This is a genomic window from Paenibacillus thermotolerans (assembly GCF_028745515.1).
Lineage (GTDB): Bacteria > Bacillota > Bacilli > Paenibacillales > YIM-B00363 > Paenibacillus_AE > Paenibacillus_AE thermotolerans.
On the sequence record NZ_JAQZSG010000018.1, the window covers coordinates 22,526 to 46,007 of the forward strand.

19 protein-coding genes are annotated in these 23,482 nt (G+C 54.1%); 5 read left to right on the top strand and 14 right to left on the bottom strand.

The features are described 5' to 3' along the window. Window positions 1-189: 189 nt before the first annotated feature. The gene (locus PT964_RS15410; RefSeq protein ID WP_274364254.1) at window positions 190-375 is read left to right on the top strand and encodes a hypothetical protein; all 186 of its coding nucleotides are present in this window, start codon (window positions 190-192) and stop codon (window positions 373-375) included. Window positions 376-429: 54 nt separating this feature from the next. Here the strand turns inward: PT964_RS15410 and PT964_RS15415 are convergent, their stop codons facing one another. The 12 genes from PT964_RS15415 to PT964_RS15470 form a co-directional block, all read right to left on the bottom strand. Further along, a complete protein-coding gene (locus PT964_RS15415) occupies window positions 430-1,494 on the bottom strand; it encodes a Gfo/Idh/MocA family protein (RefSeq protein ID WP_274364255.1) in 1,065 nt (354 codons plus the stop codon). Window positions 1,495-1,527: 33 nt separating this feature from the next. Continuing rightward, window positions 1,528-2,385: a sugar phosphate isomerase/epimerase family protein gene (locus tag PT964_RS15420; RefSeq protein WP_274364256.1), complete on the bottom strand. Its 858-nt coding sequence runs from the start codon at window positions 2,383-2,385 to the stop codon at window positions 1,528-1,530. A gap of 24 nt (window positions 2,386-2,409) precedes the next feature. Further along, window positions 2,410-3,558 carry an N-acetylglucosamine-6-phosphate deacetylase gene (nagA, locus tag PT964_RS15425; RefSeq protein WP_425262751.1) on the bottom strand — a complete coding sequence of 383 codons (1,149 nt, stop codon included), beginning with the start codon at window positions 3,556-3,558 and terminating at the stop codon, window positions 2,410-2,412. A 3-nt stretch (window positions 3,559-3,561) separates the two neighbouring features. Next, window positions 3,562-4,692, bottom strand: a complete 1,131-nt coding sequence (locus PT964_RS15430) for an ROK family transcriptional regulator (RefSeq protein ID WP_274364258.1) — start codon at window positions 4,690-4,692, stop codon at window positions 3,562-3,564. Next, the gene (locus PT964_RS15435) at window positions 4,689-5,867 is read right to left on the bottom strand and encodes an MFS transporter (protein WP_274364259.1); all 1,179 of its coding nucleotides are present in this window, start codon (window positions 5,865-5,867) and stop codon (window positions 4,689-4,691) included. The genes PT964_RS15430 and PT964_RS15435 overlap by 4 nt, the downstream gene beginning before the upstream one ends. A gap of 139 nt (window positions 5,868-6,006) precedes the next feature. Then, complete coding sequence (locus tag PT964_RS15440) at window positions 6,007-7,755, bottom strand: cache domain-containing sensor histidine kinase (RefSeq protein WP_274364260.1); 1,749 nt, start codon at window positions 7,753-7,755, stop codon at window positions 6,007-6,009. 47 nt (window positions 7,756-7,802) lie between these two features. Next, window positions 7,803-9,362, bottom strand: a complete 1,560-nt coding sequence (locus PT964_RS15445) for a response regulator (RefSeq protein WP_274364261.1) — start codon at window positions 9,360-9,362, stop codon at window positions 7,803-7,805. Between the two features lie 84 nt (window positions 9,363-9,446). Then, window positions 9,447-11,108 carry an extracellular solute-binding protein gene (locus PT964_RS15450; RefSeq protein WP_274364262.1) on the bottom strand — a complete coding sequence of 554 codons (1,662 nt, stop codon included), beginning with the start codon at window positions 11,106-11,108 and terminating at the stop codon, window positions 9,447-9,449. 78 nt (window positions 11,109-11,186) lie between these two features. After that, the gene (locus tag PT964_RS15455) at window positions 11,187-12,083 is read right to left on the bottom strand and encodes a carbohydrate ABC transporter permease (protein ID WP_274364263.1); all 897 of its coding nucleotides are present in this window, start codon (window positions 12,081-12,083) and stop codon (window positions 11,187-11,189) included. A 33-nt stretch (window positions 12,084-12,116) separates the two neighbouring features. Then, entirely contained in the window at window positions 12,117-13,073 is a 957-nt protein-coding gene (locus PT964_RS15460) for an ABC transporter permease (protein ID WP_274364264.1), read from the bottom strand. Window positions 13,074-13,914: 841 nt separating this feature from the next. Further along, entirely contained in the window at window positions 13,915-14,280 is a 366-nt protein-coding gene (locus PT964_RS26570; protein WP_425262741.1) for a dihydrofolate reductase family protein, read from the bottom strand. A gap of 386 nt (window positions 14,281-14,666) precedes the next feature. Continuing rightward, the gene (locus tag PT964_RS15470) at window positions 14,667-15,542 is read right to left on the bottom strand and encodes a sugar phosphate isomerase/epimerase family protein (RefSeq protein ID WP_274364266.1); all 876 of its coding nucleotides are present in this window, start codon (window positions 15,540-15,542) and stop codon (window positions 14,667-14,669) included. A gap of 130 nt (window positions 15,543-15,672) precedes the next feature. Here PT964_RS15470 and PT964_RS15475 point away from each other — a divergent pair, with 130 nt between their 5' ends. The 3 genes from PT964_RS15475 to nagA (PT964_RS15485) are packed head-to-tail and all read left to right on the top strand — an operon-like array spanning window position 15,673 to window position 18,451. After that, window positions 15,673-16,539: a MurR/RpiR family transcriptional regulator gene (locus PT964_RS15475; protein ID WP_274364267.1), complete on the top strand. Its 867-nt coding sequence runs from the start codon at window positions 15,673-15,675 to the stop codon at window positions 16,537-16,539. Further along, window positions 16,536-17,264, top strand: a complete 729-nt coding sequence (gene nagB / locus PT964_RS15480) for a glucosamine-6-phosphate deaminase (protein ID WP_274364268.1) — start codon at window positions 16,536-16,538, stop codon at window positions 17,262-17,264. Before PT964_RS15475 ends, nagB begins: the two co-directional genes overlap by 4 nt. Beyond that, window positions 17,261-18,451 carry an N-acetylglucosamine-6-phosphate deacetylase gene (gene nagA / locus PT964_RS15485; protein ID WP_274364269.1) on the top strand — a complete coding sequence of 397 codons (1,191 nt, stop codon included), beginning with the start codon at window positions 17,261-17,263 and terminating at the stop codon, window positions 18,449-18,451. The genes nagB and nagA (PT964_RS15485) overlap by 4 nt, the downstream gene beginning before the upstream one ends. A gap of 67 nt (window positions 18,452-18,518) precedes the next feature. Here nagA (PT964_RS15485) and PT964_RS15490 read toward each other — a convergent pair whose 3' ends face one another. Together PT964_RS15490 and PT964_RS15495 are read right to left on the bottom strand one after the other, a co-directional pair. Beyond that, entirely contained in the window at window positions 18,519-19,478 is a 960-nt protein-coding gene (locus PT964_RS15490; protein WP_274364270.1) for an ROK family protein, read from the bottom strand. 133 nt (window positions 19,479-19,611) lie between these two features. After that, window positions 19,612-21,357: a Rieske (2Fe-2S) protein gene (locus PT964_RS15495; protein ID WP_274364271.1), complete on the bottom strand. Its 1,746-nt coding sequence runs from the start codon at window positions 21,355-21,357 to the stop codon at window positions 19,612-19,614. A 217-nt stretch (window positions 21,358-21,574) separates the two neighbouring features. Here PT964_RS15495 and PT964_RS15500 point away from each other — a divergent pair, with 217 nt between their 5' ends. Next, entirely contained in the window at window positions 21,575-23,479 is a 1,905-nt protein-coding gene (locus tag PT964_RS15500; protein WP_274364272.1) for an FAD-dependent oxidoreductase, read from the top strand. The last annotated feature ends 3 nt before the right edge of the window (window positions 23,480-23,482 follow it).

The following is a 23,482-nucleotide window of genomic DNA, read 5'->3' on the forward strand; positions in this document are numbered from 1 at the left end:
AGGTCCACCTCACCATATTCCCTTCGATTACATAGGACTTTATATTTAATTATACAAAATGAAAATAATGTAAATAGAATAATTGGCGCGCTTCAATTTTACTTAATTTTCATATAATTAGTAAAGTAATATTTGGAAATTATATAGTTGAACACCAAATTTAATATATATCGGAGGTAAGCTGCGCGAATGAACAAGGAAATAGAGGATCAAACCGCATTTGAAACCGCCGGAATTCCGACGCCCGTAAATCAACAGGATATCGCGTCGACCGATATGATCAGCGGAGCCGTAGCGGAAATCATCGACAATGTGACGGAACGCGTTACGGGGCGGACGGTGAAGTCACCGTCCTCAGCCAAAAAACGCAAGTAGACAAAAAGCCTCTGCCCTTGCGGGCGGAGGCTTTACATTTGGAATATTACACTTCTATACGTCGTAACGGACTTCTTTGCCGGTTCTCGCGGATTCGTACACGCCGCAAAGAATTTTCATGATCTCCACGCCGTCCTCAACCGGGCTGATCGGCTTGTTCCCGGTTTTAACGCATTCGATGAAATGGTTGATTTCATTCTGGAACGCGCTGTTGAATTCGAACGATTTATGGTCCGTCTGCGGAGTGACGTTAAGAATCGTATCGTTCTTCTCCAACACCATTACAATTTCCGGATCGAGCTCGAAGCCGCCCTTATCCCCGAAAAGCTTCACCGAACCCTCATCCTTCTTCGCATGAAGGGTAAAGCTGGCGTCAACCGCAAGCGATGCGCCGTTCTCGAAGCGGATTAGTGCGTTGGCCATATCCTCAACGGTGTTTTGGGACGGATCGTAATCCGCCGCTTGATAGAACGAAAGATTTCTCACGTTTGCGCGGTTGCCCAGTTTACGGTATGTGTTGCCCGATACGGAAACGACCTTCGGCCGGCCCATGAGGTACCAGCAAATATCGATGACGTGAACGCCGAGATCAATCAGCGGGCCGCCGCCGGAGCGGGTAATGTCGGAGAACCAGCCGCCGGGATTGCCCAATCGGCGCAAGTAAGAAGCTTTGGCATAGTAAATTTCCCCGAATTCGCCTTTGTCAATAAATTCCTTAAGCAATCTTGCATTGGAGTCATAGCGGCGGACAAAGCCGACCTGAAGTATGTTGCCTGTTTCCTCAACAGCCTGCTGCACCTTTAATGCGTCTTCCACCGTGGTGCACAGCGGCTTCTCGCTAAGCACGTGTTTTCCGGCCTTCAACGCGGCAATGCTGATTTCCGCATGCGTATGGTTCCACGTACAGATGCTGACGGCTTGAATTTCCGGATCCGCGAGCAGCTCGCGGTAGTCCGTGTATACCTTGGAAGCGCCGAAGCGCTCAGCCTTCTGCTTCGCCCGCTCCTCGTTCAAATCGCAAACCGCGACAAGCTCCGCATCGTTATTTTTAACGTAGGATTGCAAATGCATTTCCGAAATCGATCCGACGCCGATGACGCCGACTTTGACTTTACTCATGTGAATAGCCCCTTTCGTATGATAGCCTCGATTTTAAGCCTCGTCCCACAGTCTGCGCGCGTTCTCAAGTCCGATCGCCGCGCCTTTCACGCAATCCTCCATGCCTTCGAACTCGATCGAAATATATCCGTCATAGCCGGACTTCTTGATGGCCGAAATGACGGCGCGGACATCGATGTCGCCTTGCCCGAAGATCGCGCCGCGCAAATAATTGCCGGCAACGGTCTGGAACCAGCCGGCGCCCGGGTTCGCGTACGACGGCCGGAGATAGAAATCCTTGAAGTGGACCATCGACGCGTGCGGAATCGTCTTCTTGACGGCGGCAACGGAGTTTTCGTCCGCGCACATGAAGTTGCCGACGTCCATCGTAATTTTGAAGTTGTCGCGGCCGACCAAGTGGTACAACCGAAGGACGCGGTCGCTGCTTTGGAGATGGAAGCCGTGGTTTTCCACGCTGGTCGTAATGCCGAATTTCGCCGCATAATCGGCGATAGTGCGGCATGCCTTGGCGACCAGCTCCAGATCGGCTTCAAAGCGGTCGATCGTCGCTTCCACCGGCGGTCTGGAGGCGGCGTCGTGGCGCATCCGCTTCACGCCGAGCCGCGCGGCGACATCGACATGGCGCAGCGCCTTCTCGAGTTCGGCTTCGTATTGGTCAGGATCGACAAAGTTGCCGCCGACGGCGTAGTTGGAAATATCGAGGCCTCTGGCCGCCGCCTTCTCCACAACTCGCTCCACGAGCTCCGGCTCATCGATGTTGAAGCCGAGACCCGGAACGATCTCAACATGCTCCCCGCCTTGATCCGCGATCCAATCGATCACTTTCAAAATATCCATTCTTCCGTCGTTCATGGCTCCGAAGAGACTGTACGAGCTGACTCCCAGTTTCATCCGTTTATCCTCCCTATGCAGGTGTTATTGGTTTTGAAATACCATACGTCCTTCGATCATCGTCCAAAGCACTTCAAAGTCGTCGTTCAGCAGCACAAGGTCGGCATCGTTGCCGGGGGAAATCAATCCCTTCCGCGCAAGCCCGATAATTCCCGCCGGAGTGGCGGAAGCCATCTTGACCGCGTCGCCGAGCGGGATGCCGCTTGCCACCGCTTTGCGCAGCGCCTCGTTCATCGTCACGGTGCTGGAAGCAAGCGTCTGATCCTGGAGCCGGGCAACGCCGTTCGTAACGGTAACGCGATGGCCGCCGAACATGTATTCGCCGTCTCCCATCCCCATCGCCTGCAGGGCGTCCGTGATAAGCACCATGCGGTCCGCGGTTTTTTCGCGGTACATGAGGCGGACGATCGCGGGATGCAGGTGAACGTCGTCGACGATCGCCTGCACGCTGACGTGCTCCTCTTCGAACGCCGCGATAACCAGCCCCGGATCGCGGTGATGAATCGGTCTCATCCCGTTGAAGCAGTGCGTGACGTGGCTCGCCCCGATCGCGAACGCCCGCTTCGCTTCCTCGTACGTCGCGTCGGAGTGCGCAACAGAAACGACGATGCCGCGCTCCTTCAAATACGCGACCATCTCCATCCCGCCGGGCAGCTCAGGCGCCAGCGTAACCATGCGGACAAGCTCCCCCGCATGGGCCAAAATCCGCTCCATCTCTTCGATGCTCGGATGGCGCAAATATGCTTCGTTCTGCATGCCTTTGCGCTTTGGATGAAGGTACGGACCTTCCAGATGGATCCCCGCAATTAATGCGCCGGGCTCGTTCCCTGCCGTCTTCTTCACGCTGGAGATCATCCCCATGACGTCCTCCAGCGCGGATGATACCGAAGTGGCCAAGAAGGAGGTGCAGCCCGTCCCGGCGCAAGCGCGGGATACTTCCTCCACGCTGTCCACGGTGCCGTCCATCATGTCCCGGCCGCGCGCGCCGTGAATGTGAACGTCGATCATGCCGGGAATGAGCAGTCCTTCCCGCGCATCGATTTCCGTCTCGGCGTCAATCTCCGCGTGCGGAGGCGCTATGCCGACAATCGTCCTGCCTTCGATGACGACCGATGCGGGAAACGGCTCGTTGCCGCTCCCCGTTACAACTCTCGCGTTGCGAATGACTAACACCATTTACTCCACCGTCTTTAACTTAAAAATTTCGTACAGACCCAGTGCGGCGGCGCCCATAGCCGCCCCGCGCTCCTGCCAGTAGGCAGCCTTCACGGGTGTCGGCGAATCCGGGGCGGCCGCCTCGTACCGGTGAATACTTTCGATCAATTGCTTGAAGAACGCATCGTTCTTCGTCGTCCAGCCTCCGAGTATGAGCTGCTCCGGATTCATAAACTGCAGGATCATGCCGCAATATTTGCCTATGCCGTCCTTGATGCTCCGCAGCTCCCCGGCAAACGGCTCGTTGCCTTCCATCCCGAGCCGGACGAAGCGGCAAACGACGGCTTCCTCGCTCGGCTCTTGCGTAAACTGTTCGGGGTACTCCGCCAGCAGACGCCGTGCGAGCACCTCCGTTCCGTAAGGATACAGCTCCCCGGTTCTGCCCGCTTCGCCGCTCTTGCCATGGTAAATGTGGCGGTTGATGACGAGTCCTGCCCCGACTCCGTAGCCGATCAGCACATACGCAATCGTGTCGACATCCTTCGCAACGCCGCTGAAGCGTTCGGCAAAGCCCGCGGCATCGAGGTCGTTCATCATATGGAACGAAAGCCCCGTTCCCTCCTTCAGCACGCGCCTGAGCGGGAAGCCGCTTAGCTTCAAGTACGTGGAGGCCGCCACAAGCCCTTGCGCCTCATCGAGTCGGCCGGGTACGGATATGCCCGCCCGACGCACAAGCCCCGGCTCGACGCCTTGCGCATGCAGAAAGCTTCGGATAATCTCCGGCAGCTCGCGCTCGATTTGTTCTCCGCCGATCAGCCGGTCGAACAGCCGCTCGCCCGCAAGCTCGCCTTGCAGATTTAAGAGCAGGCAGCGGGCCGGCGAATTGGACAAATCGACCCCGAGCACATATCCCGCGTCCGGCTTAATGCGAAGCAGCGTCATCTTTCGCCCGACGCCCGCGCCCGTCGTACCGGCTTCTTGCACGATGCCGTTCCGGATATGCTCGTCGATCAGCACCGAAACCGTCGTCGGACTCAGCTTCGTCATACGGGAGAGCTCGATACGTGAGATAGGGCCGTGCCGGTAAATCAAGTGAAGCAGCAGCGATTTGTTGATTTCTTTAAGAACTTGCTGGCTGCCTGTTTTTCTCATGCTTCTACCGCCGCCTGCTTCGCTTGTTCTTTCGCCGCCCGCCGTCTGGCATGCCTCAGCAGCAAAAGAAAGCCAGCCGTGCCGCATAAAGCGATGAGCGCGTTGATGCGGTACATCGCCGCCGCTCCCAGCGCTTCATATATCCAGCCGCCGAAGAAGCCGGCTATAATGCCGCTGACGCCGCCCCATGTGAGCGCGAACGCCGCCTGACCCGAGGCGCGGAATTCGGCGGGCACGAGAAGTCCGGTAAACGTCGTGCCCAAATAAAAGTAACCGCCGAACGTAATGCAGTGCATCATCTGAATGAGCAGCACATGAATCGGTTCGGTCGCCATCGACATAAGCAGCCAGCGCAGCGAGAACAGCACGCTGACCAGCGCCAGACAAACGAGCATGAAGCGGATATCCCGCCTAATGATTCGATCCAGCAGCAGAAATACCGCGATTTCAAAGATTGCCGCCAAAAACGCGGACCAGCCTACGGCAATTTCCGTCCCTCCCAGCTCCTGTATGTACAGAGCGATGAACGTCCCGTTCACCGAGTTCGGCACGGAAATGAGAACGCCGAGCAATACGAACGCAAGAAAAGTCCGGTTCTTGAAAACGTCTCCATAACGGGCATTGGAAAACCCGGTTCGAACGGAGGCCGCTGTGTTTCCCTTCGGCATCCCGGCGGTGGAACACAGGGCTACGATCACCATGAAAGAATAAATCATCCACAGCCGGTCCATGCCTGCGGCGACAATGAGCGGACCGGCCGCCAGCGCCACCACCGCAAACCCGAGGGAGCCCCACAAGCGAAATTCGCCGAATTTGCGGTCCGTGCCTTCGATCGTATTCAAGATCAGGCTGTTTCCTTGAGAGGTGAGCGGGCTCTGAAAGAAGAAAAAGACCAGCATCACCGCAAAAAGAATCGAATAGACCAGGTCCAGATGAAAAGCGGCTTGGATGGAAATCAAGCTGCCCAGCAAAAGCGCAACGATCGTTCTCCTAACATTTTGCGTCCGGTCGCTGATATAACCCCACAGCGGACCCGAGAAGATGGAGATGAACGGTCCGCCGGCCATGATCATGCCGACCTGGAGCTTGCTTAACCCTTGCTCGGTTAAATACATCGGAAAAAAGGTGAACATGATCGCGATCGTACCGAACATGAAAAAGTTAAACAGCTTCAAAATCGTCAGCGGTCTTTTCCTATCGTTGTTTTGCGACGTGTACCAGCTCCTCCTTTTCATTATTCCATTGACTAAAATAATTCCACGCTCCTATCATAATCCAATCTGGCGGATTTTTCATCCACTTTTTCGGCCAAAATTAACTATTGTACACCGGAAGCGTAATGCTTACCGCCGTTCCGATGCCCAGCCTGCTGAAAATCGATATGCCGTATTGTCCGCCGAAATGCAGCTTGATGCGCTGATCGACGTTGCGAATGCCGTAGCCCACGTTCAAGCTCTCGTCCGGATCGAACATTTGGCGAAGCACATCCGGATGGATACCCACTCCGTCGTCGATAATTTTGAATACGACGGTACCGTTCTCCACGCTTCCGGTGATCCGAATATGAATACGGTCGCCTACCCACGCGTGCTCCAGCACATTCTCGACGAACGGCTGAAGAATGAGCTTGATCGTATCGTATTGCAGGATGTCCGGATCGATTTCGTAGGAGACGGTCATGCGGTCCTCATATTTTATTTTTTGGATCGCGATATATGCTTTGACTTGCTCGATTTCATGCTCGATCGGAATGATCGTTCTTCCTTCGTTCAGCGTCATGCGGTAAAACTTGGCGAGATCGAGCACCATGCGCTGCAGCTTGTCCGTTTCCCCGAATTTCGCCAAGCGGCTGATCGAAGAAAGCGTATTGTACAAAAAGTGCGGGTTAATTTGCGACTGCAGCGATTCGAGCTCCGCCTCTTTTTTGCGGATGTTCGTAATATAAACCTCGCGGATGAGGTTATCGATATTTTGAGCCATGTTATTGAGCGCATGGGAAATTTTCGTAAACTCGTCGTTACCTTTGAAATAAAGCCGCTTCTGCAGATTGCCTTCTTGAAAAGAATCGAGCACCGAGACGATTTTGCCGACACGCTTGCCGAAATGCCTCGAAAGAAACGCGCCCACCAGAAAAAAGAACGCGAACGCGACAAGACAGATCAGAATGGTAAGCGATCGCACCTTCACGGTATCCCGTTCGGTAATGTTCGTCGGGACCAGCGCCACGAGGTTCCAGTTCAGTCCCGGCAGCCGTTGCTTGATGATCAGGTGCTCGCCCGCTTTTTTCTCGTTCCAGAGCGCCCCTCTAGTAAGCGATGTCGAACCGGATACGGCCATAATCCGCTCGTTGTCGTCAACCATCAGAATTGTAGTGCCGTCGCCGATTTTTCGGTAATCGACGCTTTGCAGCAAATCGGTTAAACGGATGCTGATGCGCAAAAAGCCGATCTCCTTCAGCACAATCGGATTATCCGTGTCCACGATCCGCCGAAGCAGCGAAATGCGGCCGTATCTCGCATCGTCCTCGATCTGCTTCCACTGCATCGTGACTCCGTAGCTTTCGTCCGGATACGACTTATACCATTCCTTCTCTTCGATACGCCCGATATGGTAAATATCGAACGATCTCCCTCTCAGCGCGTCGCTGCTCGTATAATTGTTGTAGATTTCCGGGAGCGTTTCATTATGAAGGTAGAGAGACAGCCATAAATTTCGGTTCGTGGCGTCGATTGTGGTGTACAGCTTCGGAAGCAGGTATTTGGTCGTTCTTTCATAGCTTGACCACCCTTCCTCGTAATTCCGGAGCTGCTCCGCCAGCGAGCTGTCGAAATAAAGCATGTTGGAAATCCGCGTCGTATCGTCCAGCTTATACTCGACGTTGTCCATCATTTGCTGAAGCGTCCCTTGAATATTGCTTTGCGTTTGTTCCCGAATCGATTTGACGAAGATGGAATTCGCGGCATAGCCGACAAGAAGGACAGGAATGATGATAAAGATGCAATAAGACAGCATGAGCTTATAACCGAACGGCAAATAACCGCTACTCTTTATGCTCTTTTCCATTCCGCTCCTTCCTCCTCCTTTTCGTTGAAAAGCTGCTGCAGCGTCCGTTATTGCTTTCGTCTAAATTCGATCGGGGTCATTCCGAACGTTTCTTTGAATTGTCGGCTGAAATACGGCAAATACCGGTATCCGACTTGATCGGCCACTTCATAAATTTTGTACTTGTTGTCCTTCAGCAGCTCCGCAGCCTTCTCCATCCGCAGTCCGATGACGTATTCGCTGAAGTTTTTGCTCGTCTCTTCTTTAAATAAATGGCCGAGATAATTCGGCGAGAACGAAAACTGGTCCGCCACGTCGCGCAGCGTAATGTTTTCATTCAGCCGCTGCTTTACATATTCGATAATTTCGTGAATAAGCCTCCAATTTTTCTTTTGCTTCTTCACATGGATCATTTCGGATATTTCGAATGCGCGGCGTCTTAACCACGATTGAATATCGTCGATCGTCTCGAACTGCAGCAGAATGTCGAGATTTTGCAGCTCCAGATCAAGCAGCTTGAACAAGTCTTCATTCAAGGTGTGGAGATAGCCGTCCAGCTTCATAATCAAGAACATGGCGAAATTGCGGATCGAAAATTGCGTGTGAAGGCTTCTGGCCAGCTGAAACAGCTTCTCCAGCTCGTCGTTGATTTGAACAAGCTCGTAATTCGTCATTGCGGCAAACAGCGAATCCAGCCGGATATCCAAGCTTTTCACATCTTCGATTCCGGCCGTGCGCACTTCGTGGAAAGGAATGACTCTTCCTTTGCCGTGGAACATTTTGAAATCCAGCGCTTCCAGCGCTTGATTGTAAGAAACCTGCAATTCCTCCAAGCGGCCCGCTTCCCCGCCGATCCCGATCGTTACGGTAAACGGGTACGATATTTTCGCGAGCTGCACGAAATCGTTAAGCGCCGTCCTGTCCGAGTCGCGGTCAAGGAAAATTGCCAGCCGCTGCTTGTTGATTCTGCAAACATGCCGTATATTGTTCGCATCGCACGAGTCGATAACCTTGCTGAAATAATCCACAAGAAATTCCCGCCGCTGTTTATCGTCATAAGGATTTAATTTCCATGACAAATCATCGGTTTCAAGCACCGCCGTTTGTCCCGGCCAAACGAAGCCGTCCAGCCCGTACTCGTTCTTCAGCACGTCAAGCGCATGTCCGTCGTACGTTCCCTCGAGCAATTGAAGCAAATATTCGTTTTTGACGATCGGAATCATCTGTTTGTATGCCTGAACCGTCTTGCGCTCTTTATCCAGCTCCTCGCGCACCTTCGTCAGCGAATCGACGAGCTCCTTGTCGTCCATCGGCTTCAGCACGTAGCTCACCGCGTTGAGCGTTAACGCTTGCTTCACGTAATTAAAATCTTGATAACCGCTTACAAAAATAACCCTTACATCTTTATGCATTCCTAAAGCTTTCTGGGCGAGCTCCAGTCCCGACATATTAGGCATCCGGACGTCCGTTACCAGAATGTCGACCTTTTCCCGCTCCAGAACCTTAATCGCCGCGAAGCCGTTATTGACGGCATCGGCGACCTCGAGCCCTAATTCCCCCCAAGGTATGAACGTTTTCATCCCTTCCAAATCGAGAATCTCGTCATCTACAAGCAACACTTTATACATAAAAGAATCATCTCCTGATGTGTCAACAAAGAAGGGTATACTACACGTAGTATACCCTCTTCGTATTTATTGGGGAAATGACTATTAATTACCTTTCATCTTCGCAAGGTTTTCTTGCCATTTCGCAGTTTTGTATGCGAGAACCTTTTCATAGCCTGCGGATTGAGCGTCCTTCTCCGCTTGGTCGAAGATGGCGTCGACTTCCTCGTCGCTCTTCGCGAACAAAGCTTTTGCGACCGACTCGGTGTAAATATCGTTGACGCGCTGCTCGACGATGCCTTCTTCGGAATCCGGAGCCGGCTTCAAGTTCAAGAATTCGGTAGCGTTCGCTTGCGTTTTCCAAGTGATTTCGTACTGGTAGTTCGTCGCCCAGTTGCGCTGTTCGATCGGCAGCGTGCTTTCGTACTTTGCTTTGGAGCGGTCGACGTACACCGTGTTGCCGTTCCACATGACGTTGATGGTCTTCGACTGAAGATCGATCAAGCCGGCAGTATCGGAAACGTATTTCTCGGTAAATTTCGGCGTGCCGTCTTCTTCTACGCCGTTCCAGTACGTGCCTTCCGGACCCCACATCAGAATGCGCTGGCCTTCGGGACCTGTGTACCAGTCAAGGAATGCGAAAATTTTCTCCGGATTTTTCGCCGCCTTCGTAATGACGCTTACGTTCCAGCCCAATTGACCGTACGTTCCCGGTCTGATGTTTTTGTTGTCAAGCCCCGGCGCTGCGATCGGCCAAATCATGAAGTAGCCTGCATTCGGATCTTTCTTCTTCAGCTCGATATCGCCTTGTTGACCATGCTCCGTCGGGCTTGCGGAAGCAAACACCGCAACACGGCCGGACAATACTTTCTCTTTAATTTGGTCGGCGGTTTGCGTAAGAGCGTCCTGCGTCATCAGCTTCTCGCGGAACAGCTTGCTGCTGTACTTCATGCCGGAGCGGAACGTCGGATCCGTAAAGATCGAGGTCAGCTTGTCTCCGTTAACTACCGCACGTTCGCCGATCTGAGCCGTGTTGTAAAGCTCCTTGAACGCGGATGTCAATACGGTTAGACCGTGACCGTCTTTCGCCATACCCGGCTCGAACGGAACGACGTCCGGATACTTTTCTTTCACCATCTTGAGGTAGTTGTAAAGATCGTCGGTCGTATTGAGCGCCGGAGAGCCGAGCTCTTCATAAATCTTCTTATTGACTACGTAGCCTGCATTGCCGTTCGGCTGGTTCGTGTACCAGTTCGGGAACTGATAAATTTTGCCGTCCGGGGAGCGCAGCATGTTTAGGCCTGCTTCGCCGAGCCATTCCTTCAGGTTCGGGTATTTGTCCAAATAATCGTCGAACGGTACGAGCATGCCTGCCGAGCGAAGCTTTTCAACATCGGCGCCGCGTTCCATCCACATGACGTCCGGCAATTCGTTCGAAGCGATCATCGTATTGAACTTTTGCGCTGCGTTGCCGCCGGAGTGAATCGGCACTACGTTAACCTTTTTGTTTTCTTTAATCCAGGCGGTAGATGCGTCCCCTCCCCATTCGGGCATGGTGTACCAGTCATAGTGCCCGTAGAAGGAGAATTCAAGCGGCTCGCTGCCGAGCTCCCACTTCTCGCTGACTGCCGGTTCGTTGCTGCCGGTATCCCCGCCGCTTCCGGAGCCCTCGGATGCCTTCTTGTCGCCGCCGCCGCAACCGGCCAGCAGGGATGCCGACATCACGCCTACAAGCGCTAGTGACAGCCATTTCTTTGTAGACATCATTCTCTTACTACCCCTCTCATGAATCGGATTTTATATATGGTAAAAGCTTTCGCTTTGCACCCGCATTTGATGTGCTTTTTAGCCTTTCAAGGAACCGACGAGAACACCTTTGACGAAATACTTTTGCACGAACGGATACACCAAAATAATCGGAATGGTCGCCACCATCATCGTGGCCATCGACAGCGATTTGCTCGTAATCGTCTGCATCGCGCCGAGCTTCCCTTGCGCGGCCGAGTCGAGGTTCGACATTTGCTCGGATACGATATTCGAGTTCAAAATTTGCTTAAGCATCGTTTGAATCGGAAGCAGCTTTTCATTCGTGATGTAGATGCTGGGCAGGAACCAATCGTTCCAGTGATACACCGCTGTAAATAGCGCCAACGTCGCAATTACCGGACCGGAAAGCGGAAGAACGATTCTAAAGAAGGTGCCCCAGTTGCCGCAGCCGTCCATCTTTGCCGACTCTTCCAGACCGGCCGGAAGCTCTTTGAAAAATGTGCGAAAAATAATCATATTCCAAACGCTGACGAGAGAAGGAATAATGAATACCGCAAACGTGTTCATCAGATGAAGCTCGCGGATCAGCAGGAATGTCGGAATCAAACCGCCGCTGAAATACATCGTGATAATACAAACGACCATGTAAAACTTCTTTCCCATCAACTCGCTGCGGGACAGCCCGTAAGCGAACACCGCCGTGACGATGATCGAGGATACGGTGCCTACAATCGTTCGAAGCACCGAAATATAAAAGCCGTTCAGCAGCCGCTTGTCCTCGAACACGACCTGATAGTTTTCCCAAGTAAACGCTCTCGGCCAGAAAGTAATCCCGCCGAGCGCCGTATCCGAACCGGCGTTCAGCGAAATGACGGCGGCGTTCCAGAACGGATAAAACGTTGTAAAAGCCAACAGTGCCAGCGCTATATAAATGACGACCAACATCACTCGATCGCCGATGCTTAAACGTACCATCGCTCCCGCCTCCTTTTCACGTTGTTGTTTCGATTACCATAAGCTGTTGCCGGTTCTGCGGGCGATATAGTTTGCCATAGTCAACAGTCCGACGCTGATCACCGCTTTGAACAGTCCGACAGCCGTTGCATAGGAGTATCGGGAATTTTGAATCCCTATCCGGTATACGTAAGTATCGATTACGTCCGCTACGTCTCTTAAAATAGGATTAACGCCCAAGAGCAAAATATCGTCGAAGCCCGCGTTCAGCAGATTGCCGATCGCAAGAATCATGAAGATGACGACTACCGGTGTGATCGACGGCAAAGTAATGAGCCAAATTTGCTTAAACTTGCTCGCCCCATCCATATCGGCCGCTTCGTAAAGAGCAGGGTCGATTCCGGCGATGGCCGCCAAGTATACGATCGATGCGAAACCGATTTCCTTCCAAACGCCGGTCGCCACCAGGATAGACCAGAAGTAATTCGGGATGGACAGGAAGTTGATCGGTTCTTCGATCGCGCCTATCTTCTCGAGTAAAATGTTAACGCTTCCGTTATCGGTCGAAAGCATGGACATTACGAAGCCGGCAACGATGACCCACGATAAAAAGTGCGGCAAATAGCTGACGGTTTGTACGACTCTCTTAAACACCATGTGCCTTACTTCGTTTAATGCAAGCGCGAGAAGGATCGGAGCCGGAAAGCCGATGCAAAATTTCAGCAAGCTGATGACGATCGTGTTGCGCATGACTCTGCCGAACTCGGGCGCGGTGAAGAACATTTCGAAATGCTTCAAACCGACCCACGGACTTGCAAAAAAACCTCCGAAAATGTTGTAGTCTTGGAAAGCCATCAGTACACCGTACATCGGGATGTAACTGAATACGAAGATGAGTGCGAGCGGCGGCAAAACCATCAACTGGATGTCCCACTGCTTAACAAAACGGATGAACCAGTTACGGCGCGCCCGCTGCGTGACGTTCTCGCTCCCGACGGAAGTTTGCGTCATGCGTGTCCCCCCCTGCTGCGTCTACTGCGATATGTTTTCATTATAGGGGTTTGTAAGCGCTTTAACTATTTGCCTGATCAACTAAAAATGATACTTTTCAATTCTATTATCATAATCAACGATTGAGGTGCTTCCGCATCGCGCTGCGCCGGCCGTAACGGGAGCTTTCGCGAATATCCGCCTCCGCACTTGGTCATCATTTCGTTTTTTTCACTTATCATTTCGTAATCGTTCGAATCCCCATCTATCCGCGTATTCCTTTTGACCGCTATCCCTTTCACTCAGCAACATCTGCCACCTCCCATTCCTTGCTTTCGCAACCGATATGAACTCTGTCCGCCCAACATTTTTGACCGCTATCCCTTTCACTCAGCAACTCCAACTACGTCCCATTCCATGCTTCGCAACCGATAAACTCTATCCGCCCATCCCTTTTGACCACTATCCCTTTCGCTCAGAAGTAATTTCTTCACTGTTCCAACGATTTGGGGGAAGGGTTTGTAAAGATCGGGAATTGGAGGTTTGGACTAAAGCATGGGTTACATCCTAAGAAAAGTAACAAACAAATAAATAAGGCGGGAATGCTGAGCGAAGGGATTAGTGGTTCAAAGGGAGGCCAGTAATCTGAGCGAAGGGAATAGTGATCCAAAGAGAGGCGGTTATGCTGAGTGAAGGGAATAGTGATCCAAAGGGAGGCGCGAATGCTGAGCGAAGGGAATAGTGGTCCAAAAGGAGGCGGGGTTACTGAGTGAAGGGATTTGTGGTTCAAAGGGGTTGCAAGGAGGTAAAACACAACCAGCCCTTACCTTGTCTTTAAGATGAGGGCTGGGCTGAAATCTGATTATTTGACGATGCGGTATGTAAGGTGAGTTACCCCCCGAGATTCCAAGACCCTAATCGTTTCAAGTCGGATGCTTTCAGATCCAATCTGATCGAACAAACGAATCCCTTCTGCGAGCAGTACAGGGGCAATATGCACGTGAATCTCGTCAAGGAGCGACGCTTTGAGGCATTGCTGGGCCACTGCCGCCCCGCCCAGCACATATACGTCTTTATCGCCCGCAGACCTCTTGGCTTCTCGTATGGCAGCTTCAATGCCTTCCGTGATAAAGGTAAATACAGTGTCGCCTTGAGGGAGACGTTGTCCGGAATGTCGTGGGAAAGCACATATACGGGAACGCCGCGAATCGGATGATTTCCACCCCATCCGGATGTGAGCTCATAGACTCGTCTCCCGGCAACAATGGCTCCTGTCCTTTCAAACAGCTCATTCAGAACGTCGCTTTTCTTAAAAATACCGGTTTGGAAGTCCACAATCCAATCGTGCAGCCGCTCTACTTCATCACCCCTTCCGGCAATAAATCCGTCCAGTGACATGGATATGTCTAAAAATACGCTGCCCATCATATTCCTTCCCTTCTTGGCTCATAAATTATTAGATACATCTCTTCCATTCTAATCGTTAGGAGGATATCGTTTTTCTTCCCGGTTGCTGGTTTCATCCATAAGTGGGGACAACGTAGAATGAAAAAGCACCCGCACCCGCATACTAAAATGCAAGGACGAGTGCTTATTATATAAATGAAGAGAAATCTATTTATAGCGCTTGATAAACTCAACGGCTTTGCGGATGTCGACCTCCGGCTGGTCGCCGACTTCGCGCTCGATCGTCAAGTAACCCGTATAGCCGATTTCTTGCAGCGCCTTGAAATAAGCGTCGAAATCGACGGAGCCTTCGCCGAGCGGCACTTCTCTGAAAAATTCGCCGGACGCTACCATCTGGGCGATCTTCTCGTGATCCATCGGCTCGTATCCGACAGCGCCGTATACGTCGCGAGGATCGACCGGGCGGTACCGCACGCCGTCCTTCACATGCGTATGAACGATGTAATCCTTCAGCAAACGAGCGCCTTGAACCGGATCGTCGCCCGTAACCATGACCATGTTCGCCGGGTCGAAGTTGACCGATACGCCGTTGGAGGACAAGGTGTCAAGGAACGCCTTCAAATCCGCTGCGGTTTCCGGACCGGTCTCGATCGCGAAGTAAGCGCCTACACTCTTCGCGTAATTGCTCAATTCCTCGCAAGCCGAATGAAGCGTATGGAACAGCTCGGACGATTGATCGTGAGGCACGATGCCGATATGTGTCGTTACGATGTTGGTGCCGAGATCAAGCGCCAAATCGACGATCCGCTTCGACTTTTCCACTTTCCATGCGTTGTCCTCTTTCACTTGGAAGCCGTGGCCGCCAAGGTCGCCGACGAGCGCCGAAATTTCAAGGCCGAGCGAGTCAATATACGATTTCAATTCTTTTCTTGCTGCCGGCGTCAGATTGTCCGGGTCCATCTCGCCCTTCACGGCATAAATTTGCACGCCGTCCGCGCCGACTTCTTTCGCCTTCTTCAAGCCCTCTCTTACGCCGATCCCAAAGCTGTCCACAATTACACCGATTTTGTTCGTGAGCTTCATTCGATTCACTCCCATGTGTATAATGTTTGGCTATTGCGAAATGAATGCAGTTTCAATATGATTATACTATAAAATAATTTTCATTTGTAATAAACAATAAACTTAAATTTTTTTCATTTGGAAGTGATTTATGTCCAGCATACTTCGCGCTGTCGAGGAACGAACCGACCGGCTGTACCGGAAGGAAAAAACGCTCGCCGAATTTATTGCGGCACACCCGCATGAGGTGACGCGCATGGGAATCACCGAGCTTGCCGAACGGTCCGGCGCAAGCACCGCAACGATTACGCGGTTTTGCAAGTCGCTGCACTTCAGCGGCTTTACGGAGTTTAAGCTGAAGCTTGCGGAGCAGCTCGCGCTGCAGACCGGCGACGAGACGACGTATCAGGACATTGTCGCCGGCAATCCGCTTCAGAGCATCGTCGCCGCGATTGAAGCGAACCACGTCCGCTCCATAACGGATACGACAAGACTGATCGATTTTACGATGCTTCAGAAGGCAATATCGTTGCTCACAAAAGCCGGGCAAATCGACTTGTACGGCGTCGCCACCTCGGGCATCGTCGCGCAGGATTTCGGCCAGAAGCTCGTCAGAATCGGCAAAAGAGCGTTCGCCACTTCGGACCCGCACATGCAGATTACGTCCGCATCCGGTTTGCGGCCGGGGGACGTCGCGATCGCCATATCCTATTCCGGCGAAACGCCGGAGACGATCGACGCGCTGCGGTGCGCAAAGGAACAAGGCGCGGCGACAATATCGCTCACGAAATACGGCTCCAATACGCTTGCTTCGATCTCGGACGTTCAGCTGTTCGCCTCTTCCTTGGAGGAAGGGATGCGGCGGGGCGATCTCGCGTCGCGGATTGCGCTGCTGCATGTGGTGGACATTTTGTTCATCGGGATGGTCAGCGAAAATTTCGACGATTACGTTCCAAGGCTCGAGCAATCGTATCAATCTGTTAAAAAATTTCGCAAGAAGAAAGGGAAAATACGATGAACATCCTAACGTTTCCGACAGACAAGGAATTGAACGAAGCCGGAGCGGGCATCATTACCGGGCTGGTCCAGACGAATCCGAACGCGGTGCTCGGCATGGCGACGGGAAGCACGCCGATCGGCATCTATGAAGAGATGATCAAGACGTTCCGCAAAGGAATGGTCAGCTACCGCCGCGTCAAAACGTTCAACCTGGACGAGTATGTAGGCCTGCCGCAAGACCACGAGCAAAGCTATTATCGCTATATGCGCGAGCATTTATTCGATTTTATCGATATTCCGGCTTCCCGGACCCATATTCCGCAGGGCACGGCGGACGACTTGGAAGCGGAATGCGCGCGCTACGACGCGCTGCTGGACGAGGTCGGGCAAATCGATCTGCAAATTTTAGGCTTGGGCCATAACGGCCATATCGGCTTCAACGAGCCGGACCATGCTTTGACTCGCGGCACGCACATCGTCGAGCTGAGCGAAACGACGCGCACCGCCAACGCGCGGTTTTTCAGCTCGATGGACGAGGTGCCGACCCGCGCGATTACGATGGGCGTCGGCACGATCCTGAAGGCGAAGACGATTTTGCTCGTCGTCAAAGGCGCGGACAAGGCGGAAATCGTGCACCGCGCGCTGACCGGCCCGATCACGACGGAATGCCCGGCAAGCTTGCTTCAGACGCATCCGCATTTGGTGGTGCTGGTTGATACTGCCGCAGGGAGGTTATTCGCATGAGTTCGGAGACAACCGGTAGAAAAGCATTTAAAGCGAATATCGCGACGGCGGAAGGAATTTTGAACGGCGGCACGGTTGTAGTCGCGGACGGCATAATCGAAGCGGTATACGCCGCGGATGAGTCTCCGGACCATCTGGATTGCGAGGTCATTGAAGGCGGCGACGGCTTTCTCGTTCCGGGTTTTATCGACGTGCATGTGCACGGCGGGTACGGACACGATTTTATGGAAGCTTCGGCGGAAGCTTACGAAGCGATCACTTCCTTCCACGGACGGAACGGGACGACAAGAATGCTGGCGACGACCGTAACGGCGCCCAAGGAAGCGATCGACGCGGTGCTTGCGTGCACGAATGATACGATCGCCCGCCAATCGAACGGCGGCTCCCGGGGAGCCAAGCTGCAAGGGGTGCACCTCGAAGGACCGTTCATCAGCCCGAAATGGCCGGGTGCGCAAAACCCCGCCTTTATCGTCCCGCCGCAAAAAAGCTGGGTTCAGGATTGGACCGCGCGTTATCCCGGACTCGTAAAGCTGCTGACGCTCGCCCCGGAGGAAGAAGGCGCGCTCGAGACGATCGAGCATGCTTGCGGCTGCGGCATCGTCTGCGCTTGCGGGCATACCAACGCATCGTATGCCCAGCTGCTCGCCGCGGCGGACAAGGGACTGCGCCACGCCGTCCACACGTTCAACGCGATGACGGGGCTTCACCACCGCGAGCCCGGCACCGTCGGCGCCGTCATGACCGACGACCGGATTTTCGCGGAGGTCATTGCCGACGGCCATCACGTGCATCCGGCCGCTATTGAGCTGCTGACGCGCGCGAAACCGCAAGACAGATTGCTGCTCGTGACGGATGCGATCTCCGCGGCCGGCCTCGGCGACGGCGAATATTCGCTCGGCGGCCTCGCCGTGACGGTCCGTGACGGAGTCGCCCGCTTAACGCACGGAGGCAGCCTCGCCGGAAGCACGCTGACGATGATCGGCGCCTTCCGCTTCATGGTGGAGCGGATCGGTCTCAGCATCGTCGACGCGAGCCGGCTGGCAAGCGCGAACCCGGCGAAGGTACTCGGCATCGGGCAAACCGCCGGCACGATCGCTGCCGGCAAAGCAGCCGATCTCGTGCTGCTCGCCCCGGATTTAAGCATCAACGCCGTCTACAGCGAAGGCAGCGTCATTCACAGCGTGTAAGCATAACGTTAATCAAAAAGGACCGCAAACCTCCGATTCAATCGGCCGCCTGCGGTCCTTCTTTATATTATGCCGTTCGTTGCCTTGCAAACGCCGCGCCGCCCAATATTCCCGCGTGGTCGTTATGCTCCGCGGGGACGATCGTCAGGTTATCCCAGTAGCTGCTAAGCACGCTTTCCTTCAGCGTCTCGCGCAGCGGCTTGAACAGCCTCTCTCCCGCCAGCGCGCCGCCGCCGCCGATGACCAAACAGTCCGGGCTGAGCATCGTTACCGCATACGATAACGCTTTGCCGAGCACGGTCCCGGTTCGATTCATAATATCGACGGCCACCTTGTCGCCCAGGTCATAGGCCTTCGATACGTCGGCCGCGGTTACCCGCGCAATCGCTCCTTCGTCCAGCCAACGTTTGAGAACCGTCTCTCTCCCTTGCGCGATCGCTTCCTCCGCTTGACGCGCCATTCCGTTCGCGGAAGCGATCGACTCAAGACAGCCGGTCATTCCGCAGCCGCACTTGTAGGTCACGCCGTCCATCCGGATATGACCCAATTCGCCGGCCATAAACTTATCGCCGTACAGCAGCTCGCCCTCCTGCACATATGCGGCCGCAATCCCCGTTCCTACCGTTATGCCGAGCACGTGGCCGAAGCCTTTGCCCGCTCCGTAGACGGCTTCGCCGTATACATACGTCTTCACGTCGTTATCGGCAAACACCGGTACGCCGCCCAGCTTCTCGGACATAATCCGCGCAATCGGAACGTCGCTCCATTGTAAATTGCTCGCTCTCATCACGACGCCTTCCTTCGGATCAACCAAGCCCGGGACGCCGATCCCGACCGCCTCAAGCTCGCCGCCCGCTCCGTCTGCCTCGACAATTTCGCGAATCGTATCCGCAAGCCTGGAAAGCACATGCTCCGCCCCGCGGTCCGCCTCCGTCGCAATTTTGCGCGAGCTGATCACCGCTCCATCGCGGACGATGCCGCACACCATGTTCGTGCCGCCGATATCTACTCCAACGATTACTCCCATTCCAAAAATGCCCCCCAACACCCGATTGCGGCCCTTCTCCCGCCATCTAACGGCTTAACCTTTACGAAGGACGTACTTGGGCCCGCATCCCTAAAAGCTTCGCGCTCAGCCCCCGTATTCCCTGCTTCCGGGGTTAAGCCTCCTCAAACAATTTCTCGCCGCGATGAAGCCGCCACGCGATCCGCGCCGTATGAGGCGTCTCCCGGGAGGTAGGCGCGTGAGCCGCCAAATATCGGGTAAGCGCAAGCAGAATCGTTTCGCGGGCGCGCTCGGCCAGCGGTCCGCTCTCTTCGGCCCAGCGGTCGTATTCGCTTACGGCCGCTTCGTACATTTGGAAGGAGTGGAATTCCGCATCCTCCCGCAGCAGCGCGTGTCCCAGCGTATTGAACAACGCGCCGGGATCCCCTCCGCTTCGCAAATACCGGAACACCCAAGCAGCCGCTTGGGACACCTGCTGCTGCTTATCGAGCAGCTCGAGCAGCTCGTTCAAATCCGCCGCAGCCGCAGCCGAGCCGTCTTCTTTAAGCGTCGGTCTGGCGGCGGAAGGAATATTAAGAAACCGATCCAAATAAATCGTTGCCGCACTGTGAAAAATGGCGCGGACAAGCCACGGATCGGCGGAACGCGCAAGGCCTTCATGAACGGCGTGCGCATGCGTGAACGTATGCAGCACGGATATCCAATCGCCGAAGTCGTTCTGCGTATGGAACCTGGCGATCCGCTCCGCGGCGGCCAGCGCCGTGATTTGTGCGATGCGTACAGGCGATGCGCCGTCAAGCAGCGCCTCCTTCAAGAAGCGGATCGTCTCCACGGCATCGTCACTTAGGAGCTGCTCCAGCAAGCTTTCTTCGTCCAGCTTTTTTTGCCCGCTATTCGATAAGCCGCCCGCTTCGAGCAATTCCTCGAACGCGTCCTTCATCGGCTGCACCAAATTGACCGGCGACATCCAGCTGTGCAGCTCCTCGCTGCGCGAAGCGCCGCCGAGCATCGGCACCAAAGCTGCAAGCACGTGGCTCCTGTTCTCGTCCCGAACGAACCGCAAGCCTTCGAACGCTTTGTTATGAAAATCGAGGGCATGCCCGCCATTCATATAAAAATGATCCGTCACCGCAGTCGACAGCATGGAAAACAGCCGCGTGTCGTCCGCTCCCGCCTCGATCGCCGTCAGCAGCACGCGCTCCGCTCCTTGCGTATCGCGCACCTCGATGCAGTCCCTATACCACTGGGCGAGCCGTTCGATTGGAACGTCTCTTCCGGGCAGCGGTTCAAGCAGAAATCGGGAAGAGCTGCCGGCGCAATCTCTCGCGGTATGCAGCAGCCCTTGGTATAAAGCAAGGATGCGGCCCTGCTTGTCGAGCTTGGGCAGCACGCGCGCCATCGCCGTCAAAATCGTCAAACCGGAGCCCCAGCCTTGCCGCCGGTGCTTCGTGCCGAAGTCGATGCCGATGCCGACAATTTCCGTCTCGTCAACGCCGGCCTCCAGCAAGCCGACGACCGCTTTGGCGATGACGAGCCCGATATTTTGCGCCAGGCCGCTCCGCAGCCGAGCCTTGTACCGCTCCGCCCGATTGCCTCCGCGAGGCTGCGGGTTCACCCATACGATGCCTTCGTCCACCTTGCAATCGTACATCGGCACATCGTCCGCCCACGGGTCGAGCGTGCCCCCGCTGCAAACGTCAAACCTCGCATGATGCCAATGGCACGTCAAAATACCGTCGCACAAGCTCCCCATATGGAGCGGAAACCCGAGGTGCGGGCATCGGTTATCGAGCGCATGAAATTCGTCTTCATGATATAAAACGACGATCCCGCCGCGAATGACCTTCGGCCCTTCCTCCCGCAATTGCTGCGCTTCCCCTGCCTGAATCCAACCGTTCACACAAACTCCTCCCTTATTGGCTGCTAATATTTATATTGTACTATAAAACGATACGAAAAAATGAAAACCCTTCCAATAAATATGAAAGACCGTTTCTTCCGCCTTCAATCTCATTTTTATATGAATTCGTTCAAAATAAAGCATTAGACCGTCAGTCTAATTTTGGCTATAATATGGACGAAATCATTTTGCCAAACACACCGGGTGAAAAACGTCCATGTCATTTATGAGAGCCGAAACCCGCAAAAAGAGACAGTCGGTCATCGACTGCGCTATGCGGCTTTTTATCGAAAAGGGCTACGATGCCGTGTCCGTAGACGAGATCATATCCGCCTCCGGCATATCGAAGGGAACGTTTTACCATTATTTTTCGAGCAAAGAGGCTTTGCTGCTAGAGCTGATGGCCGGACAAACCGACACGGTGGAGCGTTGGGCAAAAACGACGCCGGCTCGCGTCGAATCGTTGGAGCGCCACATTAACCGCCTGTTTTTAGACTTAGCGTCTAACATTGCCGGATACCCGAAGCTGATCCGTAGCTTAGCTGCTTTATATATGAACAACCGCGAATTGCGTAACCGGCAGGAGAACGACCTGGCCGCGCTTCGCCATGCGCTGATGCGCTGGCTGCCGGATGAGCGGAAAGCCGATCTTATGGTTTCGGTTTACTTGGGCACAGTAACTCAATGGGCTTATCTGGAAGACGGAGATTTAATGAAGATGCTGCAATCGAATTTATCTGCCGCGTGGGCCGGGCTTCGTGCTACGGAGCTGCCGGAGCCGGTCGATTTGTCGATTATGACCAAGGAGGAATATCGAATGAAGGTAGCCGTCATCGGAGGCGGACTCGCCGGACTAACCGCTGCCGCCTATTTGTCCGAACAGCCGGATATGGAGGGCATTCTGTTCGAACGCAGCCCGCAGCTGGGCGGAAGGGCGTTCACATACGAGAAATCGGGGTTTACGTTAAACTACGGCGCGCATGCCGTCTACGGCCTGGACCGGCATGAGCTGATGCATCTGCAGCAGGAGCTCGGCCTGTCGTTCGGAAGCCAGCAAGTGGATAAACGGAAAGTGATGTACGCCAAGAACGAAAAGCTGACCCCCGCGCCGCTTGATTTCATGAACCTGATGAAATACGAGCTGCTTCCGTCGATGCAGAAGGTGCGCTTCGTTGCGGAAATTGCCGCCGTCATGGCCCACATTCACAATCTGAAGCATTATGCGACGCTCGGCGATTATTTGGCCGAAGCGGATATGGGCGAAGATCTGAAGGAATTGTGGGAGCATCTCGTTTGCTCCAACTTCTTCATTGCGCCGTCCGACGCCAGGAAGGTGCCCGGCCCCGTCATTGAGGAGTATTATCATAACCTGTTTCTCTCGAACCGGCCGGTGAACTATATTTTGGGCAGCTGGGCGGTCATTACGAACCAGCTGAAGCAAAAAATCGAAGGCTCGAACCGGTGGTCGATCAAGCTGCAGGAAGCGATCGACGATATCCGTTACGAAGACCGCAAATACAAGCTCCGCACGAAGAACGGGGAATACGAGGCGGATCGGGTCGTCTTCGCTATGCCGGTACAGCAGGTGATTAAGCTGCTGAAAGGCACGCCGTGGGAGCCGTTCATGGCGGAATACGAAGACGTGACGCCTACCGAAGTTATGGTGTACGACATCGGGCTTAGCCGCATCGTCGCCCGCCCGTTCTCTTATATTAGCGACATGGACAACAAAATGTTCATCAGCGACGTGTCCGCAACGGATCATACGATCGCGCCCGAGGACGGCCAGCTGCTGCAAGGCATCGCTTACCTTGACGATCGCTTCGACAGCGAGGAGGATCGCAAGGCGTACCTGAACGGCAAAACCGAGCAGATGGAAGCGTTGTTCGACAAGCATTATCCAGGCTGGCGCGAGGCGGTGGCGGTCAAGCGCGTGTCCAAAAAAGCGATGGTTTCCAGCGTCAAAAATATCGTAACCAACAAGCTGCTGCCCGTACGGATGGAGCATGTGCCGTTCTACTTCTGCGGAGACGGCTGCCAAGGCAAGGGCGAGCTGGCGGAGCGCGCTTTCTCGAGCGCCCGCGCCGCAGCCAAAACGCTCATCAACGACAGCAAAAAATAATAA

Excerpts from the sequence above, each read along its gene's own strand:
- nagA (WP_274364269.1), top strand. The coding sequence starts at position 17,261 with ATGAGTTCGGAGACAACCGGTAGAAAAGCATTTAAAGCGAATATCGCG.
- PT964_RS15455 (WP_274364263.1), bottom strand. The coding sequence starts at position 12,083 with ATGGTACGTTTAAGCATCGGCGATCGAGTGATGTTGGTCGTCATTTAT.
- PT964_RS15475 (WP_274364267.1), top strand. The coding sequence starts at position 15,673 with ATGTCCAGCATACTTCGCGCTGTCGAGGAACGAACCGACCGGCTGTAC.
- PT964_RS15410 (WP_274364254.1), top strand. The coding sequence starts at position 190 with ATGAACAAGGAAATAGAGGATCAAACCGCATTTGAAACCGCCGGAATT.
- PT964_RS15450 (WP_274364262.1), bottom strand. The coding sequence starts at position 11,108 with ATGATGTCTACAAAGAAATGGCTGTCACTAGCGCTTGTAGGCGTGATG.
- PT964_RS15420 (WP_274364256.1), bottom strand. The coding sequence starts at position 2,385 with ATGAAACTGGGAGTCAGCTCGTACAGTCTCTTCGGAGCCATGAACGAC.
- PT964_RS15440 (WP_274364260.1), bottom strand. The coding sequence starts at position 7,755 with ATGGAAAAGAGCATAAAGAGTAGCGGTTATTTGCCGTTCGGTTATAAG.
- PT964_RS15445 (WP_274364261.1), bottom strand. The coding sequence starts at position 9,362 with ATGTATAAAGTGTTGCTTGTAGATGACGAGATTCTCGATTTGGAAGGG.
- PT964_RS15430 (WP_274364258.1), bottom strand. The coding sequence starts at position 4,692 with ATGAGAAAAACAGGCAGCCAGCAAGTTCTTAAAGAAATCAACAAATCG.
- PT964_RS15490 (WP_274364270.1), bottom strand. The coding sequence starts at position 19,478 with ATGGGAGTAATCGTTGGAGTAGATATCGGCGGCACGAACATGGTGTGC.
- PT964_RS26570 (WP_425262741.1), bottom strand. The coding sequence starts at position 14,280 with ATGGGGTGGAAATCATCCGATTCGCGGCGTTCCCGTATATGTGCTTTC.
- PT964_RS15500 (WP_274364272.1), top strand. The coding sequence starts at position 21,575 with ATGTCATTTATGAGAGCCGAAACCCGCAAAAAGAGACAGTCGGTCATC.
- PT964_RS15470 (WP_274364266.1), bottom strand. The coding sequence starts at position 15,542 with ATGAAGCTCACGAACAAAATCGGTGTAATTGTGGACAGCTTTGGGATC.
- PT964_RS15460 (WP_274364264.1), bottom strand. The coding sequence starts at position 13,073 with ATGACGCAAACTTCCGTCGGGAGCGAGAACGTCACGCAGCGGGCGCGC.
- nagB (WP_274364268.1), top strand. The coding sequence starts at position 16,536 with ATGAACATCCTAACGTTTCCGACAGACAAGGAATTGAACGAAGCCGGA.
- PT964_RS15415 (WP_274364255.1), bottom strand. The coding sequence starts at position 1,494 with ATGAGTAAAGTCAAAGTCGGCGTCATCGGCGTCGGATCGATTTCGGAA.